This is a genomic window from Virgibacillus sp. W0181, assembly GCF_051846915.1.
In the GTDB taxonomy this organism is placed as follows: domain Bacteria; phylum Bacillota; class Bacilli; order Bacillales; family Amphibacillaceae; genus JBPYCR01.
Map to the genome: position 1 here is coordinate 24,033 of NZ_JBPYCR010000026.1, position 21,342 is coordinate 45,374.

The following is a 21,342-nucleotide window of genomic DNA, read 5'->3' on the forward strand; positions in this document are numbered from 1 at the left end:
ACCTTTTGCTGATTTATATTCTTTTATATAGTAAGATAATAATTAGTCCATTTATACTAGGTTATTTTAACTATTTTTATTATCGATAAAGAGTAATTAAAATATGCAAAAGGGAGATGGATATGAATAAAAAATATTTTTTCACACTGAAAGAAATTGTTAGGCAAAACAATCGAAGGATGTATTATTACGCTTTTGAACTTAATGTACGATTACATGAACATCATGAGCCGGATAAGTTAGTTGTTATATGGAACATTAATGAGGCTTTCCGACTCGACGATCATCCACTGGCAACTTATTTCAATTACGCTGTACGTCATCACGTTCTTAACAGAAAAAACTTAATACAAAAAGCATGAAAAACTATTATTTTTATAATTTGGCAAAAAACAATATAATAACAATATGCTCTGCTTTAAATTGCAGTAATCAGCTTGATTATCTATATTCTACATACTAGTAATTTCACACGGAATGACAAAATAAAAAAAAATCAGTGGAACCGAAAAACTTCCACTGATTTTTTTTCCTTTTTGACACTTATCTTCTCGAAGAGCGAGTCCACTCTGTATTGGAGCGTTCTCGTCTTATAAACAAGGTAACCATCACTTAGAAAAAGTCTTTTTTAATGTCGTCATATATTTTATCTTTAACTTCTTTATACACTTCTTCCCTTACTTCATCCTTCATTTCTTCTCTAATTTCCTTTTTAAGTTCTCTATTACGAGGGGGGCGATTCTCAGCCCAATCTTTTTTCAACATCATTAGAACTGACACAACCATTAACAGCATAATAAATCCAAATGGTAGTGCGGCGACAACGGATGCGGTTTGCAATGCATCAAGACCACCGCCACCACTAAGCAATAATACGCTTGCAGTACCTGCGATGAGAAAACCCCAAATTAATTTTATTGATAAAGGTGGGTTTAGGCTACCACGAGACGTCATTGCTCCTAATACAAATGTTGCTGAATCGGCTGAAGTAATAAAGAATATAAAGATGAGCAACATTGCAATAGTGCTTGTTAAAATACTGAATGGAAGTTCTGCCAGTGTGGCAAACAGCGCAATCTCTACATTATTGTTTACCAACTCAGCAATCCCGCCAGGTCCATTTATTTCTAAGTTTAAAGCAGTTGCCCCAAATGTAGTAAACCAGATGATTGCAAGGGTTGCCGGTGCGAGTATGACACCTGCAATAAATTCCCGGATAGTACGACCTTTTGATATTCTGGCTATGAACATTCCGATAAAAGGAGCCCATGATATATGCCATGCCCAAAAGAAAATGGTGTTATTACCAAGCCAATCACTTTTAATAAAAGGTGTCATTGTTAAGCTCATCGGAATAATGTTGGTAATATAGCCACCGAGTGTCGTAACCATATTTTCAAAAATAAAGATGGTTGGGCCGATGCTCAATACAAACAGAAGCAATAAACCAGCAACGACGATGTTAATGTTACTTAATATTTTAATCCCTTTATCAACGCCACGTGCCGCTGATATTATAAAAAGAACGGTTACAATAGAAATAATAATTAGTTGTGTCCAAATATTGTTAGGAGCAGCTGTTAAATGGGATAGCCCCCCAGACATTTGCATGGCACTTAGCCCAAATGTAGTCGCAACTCCTGTACTGGTTGCCAGGACTGCCAGAATATCAATTGTTTTCCCGGCCCAGCCTTTAATCCGATTTCCTAGTATTGGATAAAAGGCTGAACTGATTAATGCTGGCATCCCTTTACGGTATTGAACATAGGCAAGCGTTAAACCAACTGTTGAAAATATCGCCCACGGATGTATCGCCCAATGATAAACGCCGTATCTAATTCCTGCCACAGCTGACTCGCTTGATTCAGGTTCAAAAGCTTTAGGTGGGTTAATATAATTAAGAACAGGTTCCGCAACCCCAAAAAATACGAAGCCTACACCAATACCGGCCGCAAATAGCATACCTATCCAGGAAATGTAGGAAAATTCCGGTCTGTCATCAGGCTTACCTAACCGGATTCTGCCAAACGGACTAATTGCTAAGGAAATGACAAAAAGTACAAAAAAAGCAGCGATTAACATATAAAACCAACCGAAATTTGTAATCATCCAACTAAGTGCACTTTCCGCTGCAGCACCGAGTGATTTCGGTGAAGTCGCCCCCCATATCACAAATAAGGAAACAAGAATTGCTGAAATATATAGTACAATTGATGGTTTTCCTGTTGAAAATTCTTTGTTTTTACTTGTCATGTTTTATCTGCGTACCCTTTTTTACGCAGAACCCTCCTCTCATTTGTGGTCCATGGTGTTTTAAGGGAAACTTAACTTTAGTCTGTTCAAAAAAGCCGGTAATATTTCGCTTATAGACAATGATGTAACCGGTGTAACTTTAAGTTTCGTTTATGCTTCAATTTGAACATAGACAATGAAGAAACTTTGTTAAATATATCAAATATGGTTATTTTTGTCATCTGAAAAAGAAAGGATTTAATTAAAATTTGAAAAAAAGTACTGTGAAGAAATCTATTGTTTCATTTAAAAAATACCATATAAACTATATAAGGTTGTATTTCTTAAAATAAAGGAATGGAGCTACCTAATATAAATATAGGTGGCTCCTTTTTCAATTCAGTATTCTTGTTTTAACAATTTACAGCGGAACAGGTTGACTTTGTTTCATTTTAAGCACAACTGCTTCCGTCAATTGGACTGTCGTTTTCGGGACGTATGATCTTAGTATAGAATTAACCATTGGACCCAACATGCCCTTTGCCGAAAGGTTAAGAAAACCGGTAATGTTTGTATGATTCCAATCGATTTCCTGTGCATTGAAATACCCGTGCCCTTTCACATTTTCATTTAACCCTTTTAATTCAAATGTTATGCTAGTTGGCTTTTGCCATTTTTTAATGTTGACCTCAAGTTGAATTGTCTTTTGAACAACTCCTACTTCTCCAGTAAACGTCCATATAGATTGTCGGTCAGTTACAATAGTGTGTTCTATGTATCCAGGCACTAACGGAGCCCATTGATTCATATCACTAATAAAGGTCCAGACATTTTCAATCGGGGTAGCGAGATTTACATGATGAATTCCACTGGGGATGGCAATTCCCTCCTTGATATTAAAATATCCACACTGACTACTATATGCATCGTCTTTCTTATTAGAACTGTATATTTTGCTAAGTGCTATATAGATAACATTTTTCACATAAACAAAAAAGATCGGGTGATGCCGATCCTTTGGGTGTCATCTTACAAAGAGTTTCTTTTAACCCTCATTAAGGGGGCTGTAATAACCTCGACTGAATGAAATTTCACTTCATCCCTGTTCAAATTCAATGTCTGTCATCATATCCCACTCACGAAGTGTGTAATCTCTTGCTCCATGAATAATATAAGGATCTTCCTGTACCCATTTCTCTACTTGTGCGTACGATTCCCCACTATAAATAACAAGTCCACCTGATCCATCTGTAAATCGACCATTCATGAACACTTTTTTTTCTGCTCTCATTTTAGCTAGAAAATCAAGGTGTTCCGGGCGGTATTTTCTACTTTTCTCTTCGTCTTTTAACGCTAAAAATGCTGCAAAGTATTTCATTTTATCTACTCCGTTCTTTTTATACTTTCAAATGATTATCAGTGTACTTGACTAAGCCATCCATTTAGGTGGAATGTTTTTATCCCAGTATATATCTCCTAGGTGATGGTGCTTTTCAAAATTGTCATCATTTAAGTGATAATGAAAATTAAACCAGTATCCTTCTAGCGGGCGGTGATCACGCCGGACATGAAACAATGCGATGTCCTCCTCGCGGCGTTCGTCATACAGGTTAAAGATTCGTTCACCGAGTCCTCTCGTCGGCTGTTCAGTAATGGCATAGGAGGGGGTAGAGTCTTGTTGAACCTCAGAATTTTGTATAACTGTCGTGATAACTTCCTCCATCATAGGCAAAATCAGTTCATTAAATTCACTTTCTACTTGACTCGTAATTTTTGGACCCATTTTCAGTATGGTCTGTGCTTTCGCTGTTGTCATCAGTTCATCAATTAATACAGTAGTCACGTTTTCTTCATACTGCGGGAGTGTTGCTATAAATGAGGCTTGTTCTATTTCCGTAGTGAAAAAAGAAGATGACTCATCTTCAGCTGAAGCAGAAGGAACAGATTCTTTGTTTTTCGCATCAGTTTCAGAATCTGTATTTGTATTCACTTGTATGGGCGGTGTGTACATTCCAAGCGTCACGACCGCGGCAATTGATACAAATAACTTTCGCAGCATGATCTTCATCTTCAAAACTCCTCATATGTATTCGTATACATTTTACCATTGGACTGAGAAAAAATATATTATAAATCAGAATTTAAATACAACTGTAATATTTGTAATAGGATCTTCATATTACACCCAGAAATCGATTGCTATTTAAATAGTGGCTTTAATAGCTTTTATACTTGCAGTTCGTTGCATAATTAAAAACATCATGGCAGGAGCTAAGAACAAATAGGGAAATCTCATATGTAACTCTGTTTTATTGCGTATTTATTTATCGATAACTGTATATTTACAGTGTGAATTTAATGTTTACCAAATAATATATTGCTCGTATCACAATAACTAAATGTATTGTAAAATGATTATATGCGATATTAACAATATTAGGAGTTGAGTTTGTGTTACGTTTTTTAAAGTATAATCTTAAGAACTTTTTTCCAGGTTATTTTGCTCTTGTAATGGCCACGGGAGCATTGTCTATAGGCGCCCATCTCCTAGACATCATTCTACTCTCTACCGTTTTGTTATACGTTAATATATTTGCTTATATTATTTTGTGGATTATTACTATCTTTCGTAGTATATTCTTTTTTCCAATTATGGTTGAAGATTTAACTAGTCATACACTTGGGCCAGGTTTTTTTACATTCGTGGCTGGGACATGTGTTTTCGGAAGCCAACTTATTATCGTTGCAGAAGTGTATTCTATTGCTGCTTTTTTATGGGGGCTGGCCATTATATTGTGGCTACTTATTATGTACACCTTCTTTACAGCTGTTACGGTTAGAAAGGATAAACCCTCCATAGCTGAAGGGATTAACGGTGCATGGTTAATTGCGGCGGTTGCGACTCAGTCTATTTCTATACTTGGGACGCTTTTAATTCCTTACATTGAAAAGGGACAAATTGTGATTTTATTTACAGCGTTATGCATGTATTTTCTTGGCTGTATGCTTTATTTGAACATTATCACGCTTATATTTTACCGGTTTACATTTTTAAAATTAGAGTTTGCAGCCCTTACACCTCCATATTGGATTAACATGGGTGCTGTTGCCATTACCACATTAGCTGGTTCTACTTTAATTCTTCATGCTGAAAGTTGGCTTTTATTGGAAGAGATTACACCGTTTTTAAAAGGGTTTACTCTATTTTTCTGGGTAACAGGGACTTGGTGGATACCACTTTTGTTCATTCTTATGATATGGAGGCATTTATTTAATCGGTATCCACTCTCATATGACCCACAATTATGGGGGATGGTTTTCCCCTTGCAATGTATACAACGAGTACTTTCCAGTTGGCCAAAGCATTAGAATTACCACAGTTAACTGTGATACCCAACATCATGGTATATATTGCACTCTGCGCCTGGACTTTTGTGTTTTTGAGTCTGTTAGGGCACCTTTATAAAAATGTGAACACTACTTCGAAAGATTTGATAAAGTAGTAATACTCTATTTAGAAACTTTTTTAAATAATAGTTCAAGGATTGTTTAACGAACGGTACTGAAACAAATTAAGTTGCGTTATTCCCTTCTGATACATAACCTTCTACTTCCTTAAGGGATATGAAATAAATACAGACTATTTCGATTTGATTGATAACAATTTTCCTGCATGTTACAGTAGAGATGGATGGCAAAGGTAAGCGGTTACAAAGTGTGTTTTAAAAGGACAGGCATATACATATTATCTGGCAGACACCAAAGATTTTTTTATCTTATTAAAAGATTAATGTTTTGAGGTTAATAGAATTTCTTTTTCTTTTTTATACATATTTTTAAGTTTACGATTTATTCTTTTTGATGTATCTATCTTATTGCTATCTCTAGGCAATAGCCTATGAAGATAAATATTATTTTCAAAGGAGGGCTTTTAATTTGTCTCTTACAGTAAAACAATTGCTGGAGAACAAAGGAATTAAGCCAAGAGAAGAACATTTAGAAATCCTCGATAAGCGATGGAAAGGGATGCAGGAATTAAGAGGAAACCTGGAACATGCAAACATAGATGATGCAGACATAAGCTTACGTAATATACCGGGAGGTGATCATGTTGAGTAAAGATTTAACAACGAAATCCGTTGAAGAATTGGCACCACTCATTGAGAATAAAACCATTTCTCCGGTAGAACTTACAAAAGCGGTTATAGACCAAGCTGAAGCAACTCAGGAAAAGATTAACTCCTATATGGCAATCTACAAAGAGGACGCAATGAAAGAAGCAAGAAAAGCGGAAGACGAAATAAGTAGTGGAAATTACCGAGGCATGTATCACGGTATTCCTATGGCTGTTAAAGACAATATATACATGAAGGATAAAGTAACGACCATGTCTTCAAAAATTCATAAGGATTTTGTATCCGACTATGATGCAGGCGTTATTAAAAAGATGAAAGAAGCAGGAATTGTTTTTACAGGTAAATTAAGCATGCATGAATACGCGTGGGGTATAACAAATAATAATCCGCATTACGGAGCTGTACGAAATCCATGGAATTTGGAAAAAATCCCGGGCGGTTCAAGCGGTGGTTCCGGTGCAGCTGTTGCTGCCAATGCAACAGCCGCGACGTTGGGTACCGATACGGCTGGTTCCATTCGAATACCTTCGTCTGCTAATGGTATTGTTGGCTTGAAACAAACGTTTGGACGAGTTAGTAAATATGGTGTATATCCGCTGGCTTGGACGCTTGACCATGTGGGGCCGATGACAAAGACCGTGAAAGATGCCGCGGGATTACTTCAAGTAATTGCCGGATTTGATAAAAATGATCCGACAACGGTAAATGTGCCCGTCGATAACTATATGGATCAAGTAACAGGTGATGTAAAAGATCTGGTTATAGGTGTGAATGAAGATTACTTCTTCAATCGGGTTGATTCCGGTATTAATAAGTTAGTACGTGCAGGTGTTCAAAAACTGGTTGATCAAGGAGCAAAAGTGCAGGAAGTTAAAATTCCAACTCTTCAGTATGCAGAGTGGGCTGAACTTGTCACGTCATTATCGGAAGCCTCTACAATCCATCATAGTGATATGTTGAAGAGACCGGACGATTTTGGAAACGATATTCGCATGTTGTTCGAATTAGGGGAGCTTCCATCAGCAGTGGATTATCTTCAGGCGCAGCAAGTGAGAAGACAGTTGAAACAGGATTTCCAAAAAGCATTTGAGCAAGTGGATATTCTCGTTGCACCAACATTGCCTGTATTGCCAAATGATATTGGGGATGATTTTGCCGACTTAAATGGAGAGAAAGTAGATTTAATTGACAATATCATCCGTTTCATGGGCCCTTTAAACTTGACGGGACTCCCGGCATTGACAGTTCCATGTGGGCTTGATCAAGGATTGCCGGTTGGAATGCAGTTAATAGGTCCAGCATTTAAGGAAGGTAGAATCCTAAACGCGGGTTATGCATTTGAGCAAACAAATCCGATGGAAGGAAAGAAGCCGGGCATTCTGGAAACGGTATAACTCTTTTAAAGCTATATAGACCATTAAAAAGGATTTGATAGGAACGGATAGCTTGCCTGGATAAAATATGGTTTTTATCCAGGCGCTTTTAATTTTGCCGATGAATTCTTTTAGGGCGAGTTGTAATCAATGTTATAATAACGAATAATTAATTTCCACAGTCAATAAAGGGGATTTTATGTATATTTATATAGAGGAAGACATTAGACAAGCAGATAAACTCGCGAAGGAACAAGGGTTATCTTTGATGACGCTAATGGAAAACGCCGGAAAAGGGCTATTTGGTGAAATTAAATATCACATAAAAAAATCAGACAAGATTCTCATCCTTGCTGGGAAAGGTAATAACGGTGGGGACGGAATTGTGCTTGCTAGATATTTAAGCCAATTTGGATACGATGTTTCACTTGTTTTTCCAGTTGGTGAACCGACAAGTGAAGTGGCAAGGCAGCACAAAGTCTTCTATAAGGAACAAGGGTATGCTGTAACGTCTTTTGACCGTAATCAATCGTATGACGTCATTATTGATTGTTTACTTGGAATTGGTACTACCCTTCCGTTGCGTAAGGATCTGGCAGAAATTATCCAATGGAGCAATAATCATCATGCAATAAAAATAGCAATTGATTTACCAACAGGTGTAAAAGCCGATCACGGGGAAACAGCAGAAGCGTTTCAAGCGGATATAACGTTTTGTTTGCATGGCGTCAAACCGTCTGCATTTTTATTACCTTCAAGCGATTTTTACGGACATGTAAATTTAATTGATATTGGTTTGAAGCATTCTCAAAGCAGTGTGCAGATGTTGACAAAGGAAATGGTGTGGGCTACTTTTCCTAAAAGAGACCGTTCTGCACATAAAGGGACGTATGGTACTGGGCTCGTTATTGCGGGAAGTGATGATATGCCGGGGAGTGCTGTATTATGTGCAATAGGCGCCATCCGTTCCGGTGTTGGAAAATTAACGATGGCCACATCAAGATTTGCTGCCTCTGCCATTGTCCAACATGTACCCGAGGCAACTTTTATGATGAATGATTTGAGTAATTTGAAAGCTGAAAAAATCGATCCTAAAACGAGTGCGATCGGGATTGGGCCAGGGCTTGCTGATCTGGATAAAACCCGGATTGTTTTAGAGGAATTACTGAAAAACACGCACCTACCGCTTGTAATTGACGCGGGGGCAATTATGCCGCTTCGCAATTGGGGTCGACCAAATAAGTCTATACCTACGATTCTTACTCCACATCCAGGGGAGTTTAGTCGGTTGACGGGTGATTCTGTTAAGGATATACAAGCGAACCGTATCGAGTTAGCTCGAAAATTTGCAATGGAAAACGAGGTAACGATCGTTTTAAAAGGGAGGAATAGTGTGATTGCCTATCCGGATGGGGAGGTTTTCATTAATCCAACAGGAAATAGCGGATTGGCAAAGGGTGGAAGTGGTGATGTGCTTACTGGTATGCTTGTTAGCTTGCTTTCGACGCATGAAAATTGGCGTGAGGCGGTAGCGAATGCTGTTTATATCCATGGACTTTGTGCAGAAATATGGGCTGAACAATATAGTGAGGCGAGCATGACTGCCAGTGATTACGCCACATTATTACCAGTAGTGCTGCAAAAGGTAGCGGACGGAACACCAAGGCTAGACACAGATAATTTCTATGGATCTAAATGAAACAAGAAAAAGCCAGCAAAGGGAATTGCCCTCCTGCTGGCCTCTTCTATGCGATTTATTCAACCACATTAACTAAATGCCCGTAGCCTTTTTCCTTCATGTCATCTACATGGATAAATTCAATGGATGCACTGTTGATACAATATCTTTTACCACCCTCGTCTTTTGGACCATCGTCGAATACGTGTCCTAAATGGATGTCACCCACACGACTTCTTACCTCTGTTCGGGTAAAACTTCCGTAACAATTTTTTCATCATAAGATTTCTGTTCTTTTTCTACCGCCGTTTCAATAAGGGAAGCGTCTGAATCATGTTGATAGTAAATCCCTGTTCGATACTGGATGCCTATGTCATTACCTTGTTGATTGAGCATAGTTGGATCAATTACTTTGAAGAAATACGTCAATAATTCATCAAGAGAAATTCGTTCCGGGTCATAGAGGACTTCGACGGTCTCGGCAAAGCCTTCATCTCCTTTTATAACATCTTCGTAGGTAGGATTTTCACCTGTTCCATTTGCATAACCGGACGTTACGTCATAAACACCATAAATACGTTCAAAATATGCTTCTACTCCCCAAAAGCAGCCACCAGCAAAGTAGATTTTTTCTAAGTTATTTTCATCGTAATCGAGATTCGTGTTTGGGTTATTTGTTTTGGAGAATACAGAAAATTGTTCCTTAGTTACTTCAGCTTCAGTTAGTACTTCGTTTGCTTTTGATTCAATTGAAAAGTTCTCCGGTGAATCGTTCGTTTGATCGCAAGCCGATATAAGGATAAGCAACAAGACTCCCAAAAAAGCGTGAACACATCGCATTTTTTACTACCCCTTTCATGAGAGGAATGTCAATAAACTTATAAAATGATATGGAGGATATAAATTGTTTTTGCATAAGATTTTTCCCTTATCATTGGGAGGAAAGGCACTCTCGACGAATGAAGTTTAACTGTATCTTTGAGTTAAAAGTGCATAAGTGGAGACACTTTAAATGGATGTAGTTTAGAAGTAACACATTAATTTCACAATAGAAATATTCTTTCGCAAAAATGATCGAAAAATGTTGACGTTTTTCAATTGATCAGCGTAAAATGATGGATGTTATGAAGAGGTCATACCTCTATTATGATTATACCATAAATATTATAGTGAAAAATGTTATGAAGAAAAATAACGTAAAAATGGAGAGGTGGCAAATCGATGAATGAGAATCTTGAAAGAATGCCGACAACTAGAATACCAGTCAATGGGATTTCCCCATTTGTCATTGTTTGTGGTGATCCGTTTCGGGCAGAAATGATTGCTGGAAAGTTGGAAAATGTTGAAGAAATTGCTTACTCAAGAGAATACCGAACGTTTAATGGGGAATATAAAGGAACAGAAGTAACGGTTTCCAGTCATGGTGTAGGTGCTCCAGGGGCAGCTGTTAGTTTTGAAGAATTAATCAAAGCAGGTGCGAAAAAGATTATTCGGGTTGGTACTGCGGGCTCCTATACAAGAGATCTCCCTCCTGGAAGTTTAATTATTGCAGATTCTGCTGTTCGTGCAGATGGGCTTACAAAGCAGATGGTACCGGACGGTGTTCCGGCAGTCGCTGATTTTCGGATTGTACAAGCGTTGCATGATGCTGCCGAAGAGCGAGAAGTCACATTTGGAACAGGAATGATTGTCACGTTAGACGCTTTTTATGCCGGGCCGGTTGCGTTTCCACACAAATTGTTTAAAGATTCAGGTGCGCTTGGTGCGGAGATGGAAATTGCTGCATTATATACGATTGCCAAATTACGCGGTGTTCAAGCAGGCGGTATTGTTGCATTGGACGGATATGCATACGCTGATATGGACGATTATAACCCACATAAGGATTACGTCGCACAAGCAGTGGAAGATGAAATATACATTGCATTGGAAGCTTTTCACGCAATGAATCAACAGAAATAATCGTTAATTATTTAAAAAGGATTAATGACCCGACGGAAAAAAGCGTTTAAAATATTCAACTGTATGAAAAAAGAAGCATATGGAGGGAAATGATGAGCTTAATAAATGTTATATGGGGACTGTTTGGTGTTGTTGTCATTTGTGGACTTGCGTTTGTATTTTCAAAAAACAAAAGAAAAGTAAGCCCGCGGTTAATCGGAAGTGCGCTTTTATTCGAAATTCTATTTGCTTGGTTTGTTTTAAGCACAAAAATTGGTACAACAATTTTAAAAGGAATATCTGATTTTGTGAATGTTATTATCGGCTACGCTAACGAAGGGATTGACTTTGTTTTTGGTGGCCTGTACACGGAAGAATCAGGTATATCTTTCGTTGTGGCGTTTAACGTATTGCCGATGATTATTTTCTTTGCCTCACTTATCGCCATTTTATATTACTTGAATATTATGCCTCTGATTTTTAAATATGTCGGTGGGTTATTTTCCAAACTATTTACGTCAACAAAAAGAGAATCTGTGGTAGCAGCAGCAAATATATTTCTTGGCCAAACAGAGTCGCCATTAGTCGTAAAACCATATCTTCCACGGATGACCGTATCGGAAATTTTTGCAGTCATGACTGTCGGACTTGCTTCCGTTGCGGGTACAATGCTGGCGGCTTATTCGCTGCTTGGAGTAAAGCTCGAATATTTGCTTGTAGCCAGTTTTATGGCGGCACCATCTGGATTAATCATTGCGAAGCTTTTTCATCCGGAAACAGAAAAAGTGGAAGAAGACGAAAGTATTGAAATTTCTAAAGAGAATGAGTCATCAAATGTGATTGATGCCGCTTCAAAAGGCGCCGGAAATGGGTTGCAAATTGCGTTAATTGTTGGTGCAACATTGATTGCTTTTGTCGCATTAATCTACATGGTCAATGGTTTTATTGGCTATGTTAGTGGCTGGTTTGGATTTGAAACAAGTTTGCAGCAGTTGTTGGGGTACATTATTTCGCCATTGGCATTTGCGATTGGTATTCCTTGGCAGGATGCCGTTTTTGCCGGCTCGCTGCTAGGGGAAAAAATTGTATTGACGGAGTTTATTGCTTTTATAAATTTTGTTGATGGAATCGATCAATTGAGTGCAAAGAGCCAAATGATCATTACGTTTGCGTTATGTGGATTTGCGAATTTTACTTCTATGGCTACGTTGTCAAGTACTCTAAGCAGTTTAAACCCGGAAAGACGACCGTTGTTTATGAAGTTATCATTCAAAAGTGTTATTGCTGGGGCGCTAGCTTCTATGCTAAGCGGTTCTATTGCCGGAATGTTTTTTGTATAGAAAATTAGAACCCGAAGCAAAAGAAAAAATTTAACTACGGAGGACGTTATAAATGACTGTAAAAGATAACAAATCAGAACCAATGCTTGCCTATTTAAATAATACAGCAAAATATGAAGAAGGAAAGGTTATTTTATTAAATCGACGCTTGTATCCGGAAGAAACGAAATATGAAACATGCAACACGTATGAAGATGTGGCAGTTGCAATTGAGGATATGACAATTCAAGGAGCGATCGTGATTGCGATTGCTGCAGGGTATGGATTTGTTATTGGGCTTGAACAGAAGGGATCGCTTAAAGGAGAAGAGTTGGATCAGTACGCAGAAAAAGTATATGATCGTTTATTGGCGACACGTCCTACAGGGCAACGGTTAAAAGTAATCCTTGATTTATGTTTGCAAAAAGCGAAAGCGGAAGTAAAAGAAGATAAAAACAGCAAAGAAGTGGCTCAAGCTGTTCTGGAATTAATGGATCATGAGACGGAGCGGGCCGACCAAATCGCTATCCAATGCGGAAAAAATACGGCTGATTTACTGGAAGACGGGGATAAAGTGTTAACGCATTGTTTTGCTGATTCTGCGTTAATTCATATGCTGTTAGAGGCCAAAAAACAAGGAAAAGAAATTGAGATGTTTTGTACAGAAACGCGACCGTATCTGCAAGGGGCTAGGTTAACTGCTCATTCCATTAAGGAAACCGGTACTAAAGTAACGCTCGTTACTGATAATATGCCCGGCTTTTTAATGGAACAAGGAATGATTAATAAGCTTGTGACAGCTTCTGACAAAATCACACTTGAAGGGCATGTATGTAATAAGATCGGCACGTATCAATATGCAGTTGTTGCCCAGCATCACAATATCCCTTTTTACGTATTAGGTTACGAAGGGCCGGATGAAAACTCACCACATATTGATCAGATTGAGATTGAGTTCCGCGATGAAGAAGAAGTTTTTTATGCAAGAGGTGTCCGGACGGCAATTGAAGGGATTCGTGGGTTATATCCTTCGTTTGATATTGTGACTCCGAATTTTGTTGACGCCATAGTGACGTATAAAGGTGTTTTCGCGGCACGCAACATTAAAGATCATATACGGATGGAAAAAGGTTAACTGTCAACAGGCTGCGCCACACCACTTGATTAAGAAAAAGAAATGCGCCGTTCCTCTCATTTTCACGAATAAAAAGTAGTCGTAATCGGGAAAACATAAGAGGTGTCGGCGAGCGGGGGGAAGTATGATTGATAAAAGTAAAGAAAAATCCATCACTTCCGGATATAATTTACGAAAAACTGCTTACATCTATTCAGGATGGGACATGGAAAGTCGGAGAAAAGCTTGCCTCGGAAAAAGAACTGGCGACAAGACTGAACGTAAGTCGAGCAGTATTAAGGGAGTCTTTGCAACGGCTGGAGCTTGATGGTTACATTGACCGTCGACACGGAGTCGGAACGTTTGTCCGACACATGAATCCAAAGCTGATGGCTGGTTTGGAAAAATTGGATAGTATGACCACTTTTATTGAACGACATGGCTTGAAGCCCGGTACTACTGAAGCGATGGTACAGAAAATTACGGTAACAGAGGAGATTCAAAAGCATTTACAATTAAAAATGAACGAACAAATCATTCGATTTGAAAGGGTACGAACGACTGATTCGATCCCGTTTGCTTTTGATATCGTTATTGGGTCTACTAGCGTTTTGGATCGAGCATTTACAACCAGTGCTGAAAAGGAATCTATTTTTAAATATTTGGAAGAAGAAAAAAAGACCACCATTACGCATTCGCACTGTACCATTTTTGCTGAAAATGCAACACCAGAAATTGCCGGAAAATTGCATGTTAATACAGGTGAAGCACTGCAGGTACTAGAGCAAGTTTACTACGAAAATGATGTCCCATTATACTACGGAAAAAGCTATATCAATGCAGATTTACTGCAGTTTCATGTAATTAGAAGAAGGTAGATAGGATGTGGTCCTTTGAGTTTGGAACCAACAATGTTAATTAAAAATATAAGCCTTTCTCCAATGACAAAGGAAACGGATTTTATCCAGCATGGCTTTATTTATATCAAATCGGGAAGAATTGCAGCTGTTGGTGAAGGAGCGTATCCAACACCATATGAGCAGGCTGACAAAATTATCGATGGAGCTGGAATGGTAGCCATACCTGGTTTAATTAACGCACATACCCATACACCGATGAGCTTGTTACGCGGGTATGCCGATGATCTTCCGCTTATGGAATGGCTTGAAAATATATGGGCTGTGGAAGACCGAATGACCCATGAAGATATGTATTGGGCTTCCATGCTTAGTATGGCGGAGATGATTAAATCTGGTACGACAACGTTTGCTGATATGTATTTTGGCATGGAACGAATTGCTTCTGGAGTCGAGCAGTCCGGTTTGCGTGCAATTTTAGCCCAGGGGATTATTGAAGGAAAGATCGCAGTGGACGAGCAACTTGCATCATCTGTTTCGCTCGTTGAAAATCGGCATAATTCTGCCAGTGGACGTATTCAAACGATGCTATCCCCCCATGCTCCTTACACGTGTTCACCCGACACGATTAAAAAAATTATTAAACAGGCGGAGCAGCTGGAAGTTGGGATTCACACCCATTTGGCGGAAACCCGGGATGAAATCAATATAATTAAGGAAAAATACAATAACTCACCGATCGGATTAATGGAAGAGCTAGGGTTGTTTACCCGTCACGTGATTGCAGCACATGGCGTGTACTTATCGGATGAGGATATTGAAATATTGAGAAAAAGTAAGGTTGGAATCATTCATAATCCGAAAAGCAATATGAAGCTTGCCAGTGGAATTGCACCGATAGCGACGCTATTAAAAGAAGGCGTTACTGTCGGTCTAGCAACGGATGGTTCAGCAAGTAACAACGTACTGGATATGTTTGAAGAAATGCGGTTTGCCAGCTTACTACAAAAGGTTTCCACGGAAGATCCCACTTCTCTCACCGCATACGAAACGTTAGACATGGCTACTTCCAACGGTGCAAAAGCGGTAGGGTTAGAAAAAGAGATTGGAACGATTGAAGTGGGTAAGAAAGCAGATATTACACTTGTGAATTTACAGAAAACCCATGTGTCACCAGTTAATGAAGTTGTTTCACATCTCGTTTATGCTGTGAAAGCCGAAGATGTGGCATGTACAATTGTTGATGGGCAAATTTTATATGAAAAAGGCGAATTGCTAACAATCGATGAGGAAGAAGTAATGTGGCAAATCGATAAGATTCAAAAAAAGTTACTTAGTTAGAAACGTGGGTAAAAAAAGTATGTATCGCCTGTATCACATAGATTAGGATGAACAGTCGACGATATAAATAGAGAACGGCGGGAATAACATGTCTTTGGACAAAATGAAAAAAACATCCGTAGTGAAAAGGACATGGCAAACGGACCTAATGGCAGGATTCATTGGTTATTTAACAACGGTATATATTGTTATCGTAAATGGATCGATATTAAGCGAAGCGGGTATTACGTTGGAAAAGGGTATGACAGCGACAATCCTGGCTTGTTTTGCAGGGACGCTTTTGATGGGAGTCTATGTAAAACTTCCGTTATTATTAATCCCTGGTATGGGCATTAATGCATTGTTCGTATTTTCGTTTATCAAAGAATTCGGACTCACTTTTGAGGAAGGGTTGGCAGTTGTTTTTGTATCGGCACTTTTATTTATAACCGTCGCTTTTACTCCCTTAAGTGAACGATTAAAAAATGCCATTTCAGATTCATTGAAGCATGCTATTACTGCAGGATTAGGCTGTTTTTTAATTTTAATCGGATTGGAAAAAAGCGGGCTTGTCGTACGAGGAGAGCAAACGTTAATCGCACTAGGCGATTTTACATCGCCAGAAGTTATTGTAAGTTTAATAACGTTATTTATTGCGATCTATTTGTTTATTAAAAATATCCCTGCTAACTTTTTAATAACGATGATTGCCGGGACAGTGCTTGCATATGTTTTTGGTATCTTAGAGACGGGCGGAGGTGGAACAGCACTTCAGTTGGAACATGTTTTTTTTATGCCTTCATTTTCCACTATCGCAACATTTTCTTTTTGGCTGGCTGTTTTTCCGCTCACAATGGTACTCGTATTCGAAAATATGGGTCTTATCCATGGGCAACTGTATATGCTTGATCAATCTGCTCACTATCCAAAAGCTTATCAGGCAACTGCTGTTTCTGCCTTGACATGTGCGTTTCTGGGAACATCACCGACTGTTTCTGCGGCGGAAAATGCGGCTGTCATTGCTTCTGGAGGGAAAACAAAAATTGCTGCATTTACAGCTAGCATCTTGTTTTTATTAACTATTTTTATTGTCCCGTGGATTACAATGATCCCCGATGCGGCTATAAGTGCCATACTTATTATTGTTGGAGTCATTATGGCGCAAAGGATTGTTGATATTCCATTAGGGGACATATCTGAAGCGTTGCCTGCTATTTTGATCATCGTCATGATACCTTTTACGTACAGTATTGCAGATGGAATGGCATTTGGGTTCATTGCTTATGCGGTTGTGAAGCTTGCTTTGAGAAAATATAACGATTTAACTTTTCCGTTTATCATCATCACGATTTTGTTCACCGCTATTTTCGTTTTAAAGATAGCAGGTATATAACACTGAGCTTTTACGAAATAAAGGAGACTTAAAATGAGAAAAGAATTATTAAAATACGCTAAAATGAGTTCAAAGAGTGGCTTGACAGTCGGAACAACAGGAAATGTCAGCGTAAGAAAAGAAGATAGTATGTTTATAACCCCTTCTGCTCTTCCCTATGATGAAATGGAATTGGATGATCTACTGGAAGTAAATGTGCATAGTGGGGAAATTGTGAAGGGACACCGAAATCCCTCATCTGAGACTTCGATGCATCGTTATATATATGAAAAAGATGAAAGTATCGGAGCAATTGTGCATACGCATTCCACTTACGCTACTATTTTCGCTTGTGCTAATTTGCCAATTCCCCCTGTTCATTACACGATTGCAGACGTTGGGCGGGAAGTTCCAGTAGCCCCTTATGCCAGATATGGATCTGAAAAACTGGCCCAATATGCTGTTGAAACAATTGCAAAAGAAAAGTGCAACGGTATTCTTCTTGCTAATCATGGAGTAGTAGCAGTAGGAGAAACATTGGCTGACGCTTATCGACGGGCAGAAGTAATTGAAGAAGTGGCTCATCTAGCATATGGTAGCTACAACTTGAAACTTGTAAATCCATTAACAGCTGATGACTTAGATGAAGCGCTGGAAGGATTTAAAACGTACGTGAGTGGCTGAGTGTCATAGGTTAAAAAGTAGTGTTTGACAAAGTAGTAAAAATAAAAGAGCAGTTTTCTATTGAAACGGTTGGTTTCCCAGGAAGGCTGTTTTTTTATCATGTGTTAACTTTTTAAAGACTTTTATGACTAACATTCAGTGGAGGAGAGAAGGAAACCTCCCCTGAATGAAGTTTCACTTTATTGGAAGAGCGAAATTATAAAATGTGTACTTGATATATTCTAGGCAAGTCGCTTGCGCTTTTGCTTAATCGACGAACTTTCTCTTAATTTTTGAAAAAAGGGAAAGAATATACTAATAAATGAACCTGATAAAATAGCAATCACTAGTGTTCCAATACCAATCGCTCCATTGAATTGAAATGCGATAATAACAAGTACACCATTAACGAGTGCCCGGGAATAGGTTAAGTTAAATCCGGTTAGTTTGGATACGATAAGCATAGAACGATCTGTCGGATTTGGTGCAATCCTCGATTGTAGATAAATGGCAATTCCCAATCCGCAAAGCAACAAACTTAAAATCAAGAGCAACCAATAGCCAACCCATGTCTCAGGAATGAATATGTGACGGATGACAAATAACCAAAAATCAATTCCGATTCCAGTAATGATTGAAGTAATCAACGCAAAATATTCAGGTCTTTTTCTTTCAGCAATTGCATTGCAAAAGACCATTGTACCACCCACAACAATCTCCCAGCTTCCTACCGTTAATCCAAATGTTCTATGTAGCCCAACAAGTAATGCATCAAATGGAGAAGTGCCGAGTGTGGCTATAATTGATAAAGCAATTCCTGATGTGAGAATTAATAAGCCGGATAAATAAAATCCAATACCAGCTTGTTTAAGTCGTGTTTGCAATGATGCTCACATCCTTTTGAATGATCCTATCTACTATACGATAATGTACATATAGTTACAATGTTCGATCCTGCTCTTCCATCGGAACGATGTCCCGTTTAAAACGATATTTTTCTAAATCTACATACATCCCCGCTTTTACATATACCCCTTCTGCTTCCAGCTGCATGAGCTGATTTAACGCAGTCTCTTCATCCTTAATAACGATTTTTCCTTGTGCATTAACGACCCTATGCCAAGGTAAGTGATGTTTTGTACTCATAGAGTGCAAGATGCGCGCTACTTGTCTTGCGCCACGAGGACTACCGGCATATTGAGCAATTTGTCCATATGTCATTACTTTACCTTTAGGAATTTGTTGAATGATTTGCAGAACTTGCTTAGTGAAAGGTTGCATGAAAAATCACCTTATTTAATATGTTCTTGATCCATTTTAACAATAATGGCGAGAAAGTGGGTATTATTTAAGCTCGATATATTACATTAATGGAAGGAAAAGCATGGGGGAAACGGTATGTGAGAGGAATGTAAACTAAAAAGACGTTCTATTTTAAAGGAAAAATCTTGCAGGATGGAAGGTTTATCCCGTTACTTTCAACGGCTTTATACGTAGTAGTAGATAGCAGTTGTCTTACCGCTACGGAAATACACTGCGCTTTCACCCGCAGGGCACAAGTGCGACATCCGTTCATGCATTCGCATTCACGGTGTCTTCTTTGCCGTGGGCGAGCGCTGAGCCGCTTCGTCGCTACGCCTGCAGGGTCTCAGCGGCCTCGCTCTCGAGGCTGCTGAAAAAGTCCTTATAAAATAGCTCACAATCCGGAAAGTAGTTTATAATAGACTTATTATATTTAAAAGTGGGGATTTCCAATGTTAGAACGACAACCGTCATTACCATTAAGCGCACACGACGAACTTTACGATATGTTGATTCCGAAAGATAACTTCCTTCGTCAAATGAAAGAGTTAGTGGATTTCAGCTTTATTGAAGAGGAGCTAAAAGACAAATACTGTTTAGATAATGGAAGAAATGCCGAGCCGCCTGTTCGAATGTTTAAGTATCTTCTTCTGAAACAAATCTATGATTTGTCGGATGCAGACTTAGTAGAGCGCGCTAGGTATGACTTGTCTTTTAAATATTTTTTGGATCTCGTTCCGGAAGCTTCTGTCATCCACTCAAGCTCTCTAACCAAATTCCGCAGACTACGTTTGAAGGATAAAAACTTAATGGATCTGCTTGTGGATAAGACGGTTGAGTTAGCCCTGCAACATGAGGTGTTGGCGAGTAATACGATTATTGTAGACGCCACGCATACGACATCCCGTTTCCATGCGAAAATGGCTAAAGAATATGTCCAAGAAAAATCTAAATTATTGCGTAAGACGGTCTATAAACACCAGGCATCCATTAAAGGAAAGTTCCCAGCCAAGCCAACTACTAATTCGCTGGAAGAGGAACTGGCGTATACGAATACCGTAATCGATGTCATAGAAAAAGAGGAACCATTAAAACAATTGCCGGTCGTTAAAGAAAAAATCAATATGGTAAAGGAAATCATAGATGATATTCAAGAAGAAGCGAATTACGGTGGAGATCCCGATGCTCGAAAAGGCTATAAAGCGACTGATTATTCATTTTTAGGTTATAAAACGCATATCGCAATGTCCGATGAACGTATCATTACGGCAGCGGTAGTTACTTCAGGTGAAAAAAGTGATACAAAATATCTAAAGGAATTAGTGGAGACTAGCGAGAAAAATGGCATGACAGTGGATACGGTGATTGGAGATACTGCCTATTCGGGTAAAGATAATCTAAAATATATGAAAAAAAGAGAAAAACAATTTATTTCCCGCTTACACCCTGTTATTACGAATGGAAAGCGTGAAAGAGGAAAGGAATTCGAATTTAATAAAGACGCAAATATGTATGTATGCCCAGCAGGGCATTTAGCGGTAAAAAAATCAGTCAAAAAAAGAAAAGATGATTCATCAAAAAATACGCAGTTAAAATATTATTTTGATGTAGAAAAGTGTAAGGTATGTCCACTGCGTGATGGTTGTTACAAAAATGGAGCAAAAACAAAAACCTATTCGGTAACAATTAAATCGACTGAACATATTGCTCAGGAGGCATTCCAAGAAACAGAAGCATTCAAACGATTAGCGAAAGAGCGTTATAAAATTGAAGCTAAAAACAGCGAATTAAAACACAGACACGGGTATGTAAAAGCCAATTCCTCGGGTCTGATTGGCATGAAAATTCAAGGAGCCGCCACCGTATTCGTGGCTAATATGAAAAGGATCACCAAGTTAATAAATCAAAAATAGGTGAATAAAACACCTGTGAAATAGAAAAAAAGAAGTATTTTCTGATCATAATCATGAAAATTTACTCCTTTTTTCTTACACCTTTTTATTTTTTAAATAAAGCCAACTTTTTCAGCAGCCTC

20 protein-coding genes and 1 pseudogene are annotated in these 21,342 nt (G+C 38.5%); 13 read left to right on the forward strand and 8 right to left on the reverse strand.

Annotation, left to right across the window (positions count from 1 at the left end; translation table 11 throughout):
• The first annotated feature begins 122 nt into the window (after positions 1-122).
• Positions 123-362, forward strand: a complete 240-nt coding sequence (locus ACLIBG_RS11160) for a hypothetical protein (protein ID WP_439312842.1) — start codon at positions 123-125, stop codon at positions 360-362.
• Between the two features lie 250 nt (positions 363-612).
• On the opposite strand, the gene ACLIBG_RS11165 is transcribed toward ACLIBG_RS11160, so the two are convergent.
• The 4 genes from ACLIBG_RS11165 to ACLIBG_RS11180 form a co-directional block, all read right to left on the reverse strand.
• On the reverse strand, positions 613-2,253 hold the full coding sequence (locus ACLIBG_RS11165) for a BCCT family transporter (RefSeq protein WP_439312843.1): 1,641 nt from the start codon (positions 2,251-2,253) through the stop codon (positions 613-615).
• Between the two features lie 400 nt (positions 2,254-2,653).
• A complete protein-coding gene (locus ACLIBG_RS11170) occupies positions 2,654-3,019 on the reverse strand; it encodes a CoxG family protein (protein ID WP_439312844.1) in 366 nt (121 codons plus the stop codon).
• Between the two features lie 309 nt (positions 3,020-3,328).
• On the reverse strand, positions 3,329-3,610 hold the full coding sequence (locus ACLIBG_RS11175) for a YciI family protein (RefSeq protein ID WP_439312845.1): 282 nt from the start codon (positions 3,608-3,610) through the stop codon (positions 3,329-3,331).
• 51 nt (positions 3,611-3,661) lie between these two features.
• Positions 3,662-4,300, reverse strand: coding sequence for a YpjP family protein (locus tag ACLIBG_RS11180; protein WP_439312846.1), 639 nt, complete (start codon positions 4,298-4,300; stop codon positions 3,662-3,664).
• Positions 4,301-4,743: 443 nt separating this feature from the next.
• On the opposite strand from ACLIBG_RS11180, the pseudogene ACLIBG_RS11185 reads away from it, so the two are divergent.
• From ACLIBG_RS11185 to ACLIBG_RS11200, 4 genes and pseudogenes are all read left to right on the forward strand, one after another.
• Positions 4,744-5,735, forward strand: a pseudogene (locus ACLIBG_RS11185) (tellurite resistance/C4-dicarboxylate transporter family protein).
• 433 nt (positions 5,736-6,168) lie between these two features.
• Positions 6,169-6,351, forward strand: a complete 183-nt coding sequence (locus tag ACLIBG_RS11190) for a hypothetical protein (RefSeq protein WP_439312847.1) — start codon at positions 6,169-6,171, stop codon at positions 6,349-6,351.
• Positions 6,344-7,762: an amidase gene (locus ACLIBG_RS11195; protein WP_439312848.1), complete on the forward strand. Its 1,419-nt coding sequence runs from the start codon at positions 6,344-6,346 to the stop codon at positions 7,760-7,762. Before ACLIBG_RS11190 ends, ACLIBG_RS11195 begins: the two co-directional genes overlap by 8 nt.
• A 178-nt stretch (positions 7,763-7,940) precedes the next feature.
• The gene (locus tag ACLIBG_RS11200; protein ID WP_439312849.1) at positions 7,941-9,440 is read left to right on the forward strand and encodes an NAD(P)H-hydrate dehydratase; all 1,500 of its coding nucleotides are present in this window, start codon (positions 7,941-7,943) and stop codon (positions 9,438-9,440) included.
• 55 nt (positions 9,441-9,495) lie between these two features.
• Here ACLIBG_RS11200 and ACLIBG_RS11205 read toward each other — a convergent pair whose 3' ends face one another.
• Positions 9,496-9,648 carry a peptide-methionine (R)-S-oxide reductase gene (locus ACLIBG_RS11205; RefSeq protein WP_439312850.1) on the reverse strand — a complete coding sequence of 51 codons (153 nt, stop codon included), beginning with the start codon at positions 9,646-9,648 and terminating at the stop codon, positions 9,496-9,498.
• An 8-nt stretch (positions 9,649-9,656) separates the two neighbouring features.
• Positions 9,657-10,259 carry a peptide-methionine (S)-S-oxide reductase MsrA gene (gene msrA, locus ACLIBG_RS11210; RefSeq protein ID WP_439312851.1) on the reverse strand — a complete coding sequence of 201 codons (603 nt, stop codon included), beginning with the start codon at positions 10,257-10,259 and terminating at the stop codon, positions 9,657-9,659.
• Between the two features lie 381 nt (positions 10,260-10,640).
• Between msrA and ACLIBG_RS11215 the strand changes: the two genes are divergently transcribed.
• From ACLIBG_RS11215 to ACLIBG_RS11245, 7 genes are all read left to right on the forward strand, one after another.
• Positions 10,641-11,381: a nucleoside phosphorylase gene (locus tag ACLIBG_RS11215; RefSeq protein ID WP_439312852.1), complete on the forward strand. Its 741-nt coding sequence runs from the start codon at positions 10,641-10,643 to the stop codon at positions 11,379-11,381.
• 92 nt (positions 11,382-11,473) lie between these two features.
• Positions 11,474-12,700: a NupC/NupG family nucleoside CNT transporter gene (locus ACLIBG_RS11220; protein WP_439312853.1), complete on the forward strand. Its 1,227-nt coding sequence runs from the start codon at positions 11,474-11,476 to the stop codon at positions 12,698-12,700.
• A 52-nt stretch (positions 12,701-12,752) separates the two neighbouring features.
• On the forward strand, positions 12,753-13,814 hold the full coding sequence (locus tag ACLIBG_RS11225) for a s-methyl-5-thioribose-1-phosphate isomerase (protein ID WP_439312854.1): 1,062 nt from the start codon (positions 12,753-12,755) through the stop codon (positions 13,812-13,814).
• Positions 13,815-13,942: 128 nt separating this feature from the next.
• Positions 13,943-14,671, forward strand: a complete 729-nt coding sequence (locus tag ACLIBG_RS11230; protein ID WP_439312855.1) for a GntR family transcriptional regulator — start codon at positions 13,943-13,945, stop codon at positions 14,669-14,671.
• A 15-nt stretch (positions 14,672-14,686) separates the two neighbouring features.
• Positions 14,687-15,991, forward strand: coding sequence for an amidohydrolase family protein (locus ACLIBG_RS11235; RefSeq protein WP_439312856.1), 1,305 nt, complete (start codon positions 14,687-14,689; stop codon positions 15,989-15,991).
• An 88-nt stretch (positions 15,992-16,079) separates the two neighbouring features.
• Positions 16,080-17,363, forward strand: a complete 1,284-nt coding sequence (locus ACLIBG_RS11240) for an NCS2 family permease (RefSeq protein WP_439312857.1) — start codon at positions 16,080-16,082, stop codon at positions 17,361-17,363.
• Positions 17,364-17,396: 33 nt separating this feature from the next.
• Entirely contained in the window at positions 17,397-18,026 is a 630-nt protein-coding gene (locus ACLIBG_RS11245) for a class II aldolase/adducin family protein (protein WP_439312858.1), read from the forward strand.
• Between the two features lie 221 nt (positions 18,027-18,247).
• On the opposite strand, the gene ACLIBG_RS11250 is transcribed toward ACLIBG_RS11245, so the two are convergent.
• Together ACLIBG_RS11250 and ACLIBG_RS11255 are read right to left on the reverse strand one after the other, a co-directional pair.
• The gene (locus ACLIBG_RS11250) at positions 18,248-18,889 is read right to left on the reverse strand and encodes a YczE/YyaS/YitT family protein (RefSeq protein WP_439312859.1); all 642 of its coding nucleotides are present in this window, start codon (positions 18,887-18,889) and stop codon (positions 18,248-18,250) included.
• Positions 18,890-18,944: 55 nt separating this feature from the next.
• Positions 18,945-19,286 (reverse strand): MGMT family protein, encoded by a 342-nt coding sequence (locus ACLIBG_RS11255; RefSeq protein ID WP_439312860.1) that lies wholly within the window; start codon positions 19,284-19,286, stop codon positions 18,945-18,947.
• Positions 19,287-19,759: 473 nt separating this feature from the next.
• Between ACLIBG_RS11255 and ACLIBG_RS11260 the strand changes: the two genes are divergently transcribed.
• Positions 19,760-21,220: an IS1182 family transposase gene (locus ACLIBG_RS11260; protein ID WP_439311245.1), complete on the forward strand. Its 1,461-nt coding sequence runs from the start codon at positions 19,760-19,762 to the stop codon at positions 21,218-21,220.
• Positions 21,221-21,342 lie beyond the last annotated feature (122 nt).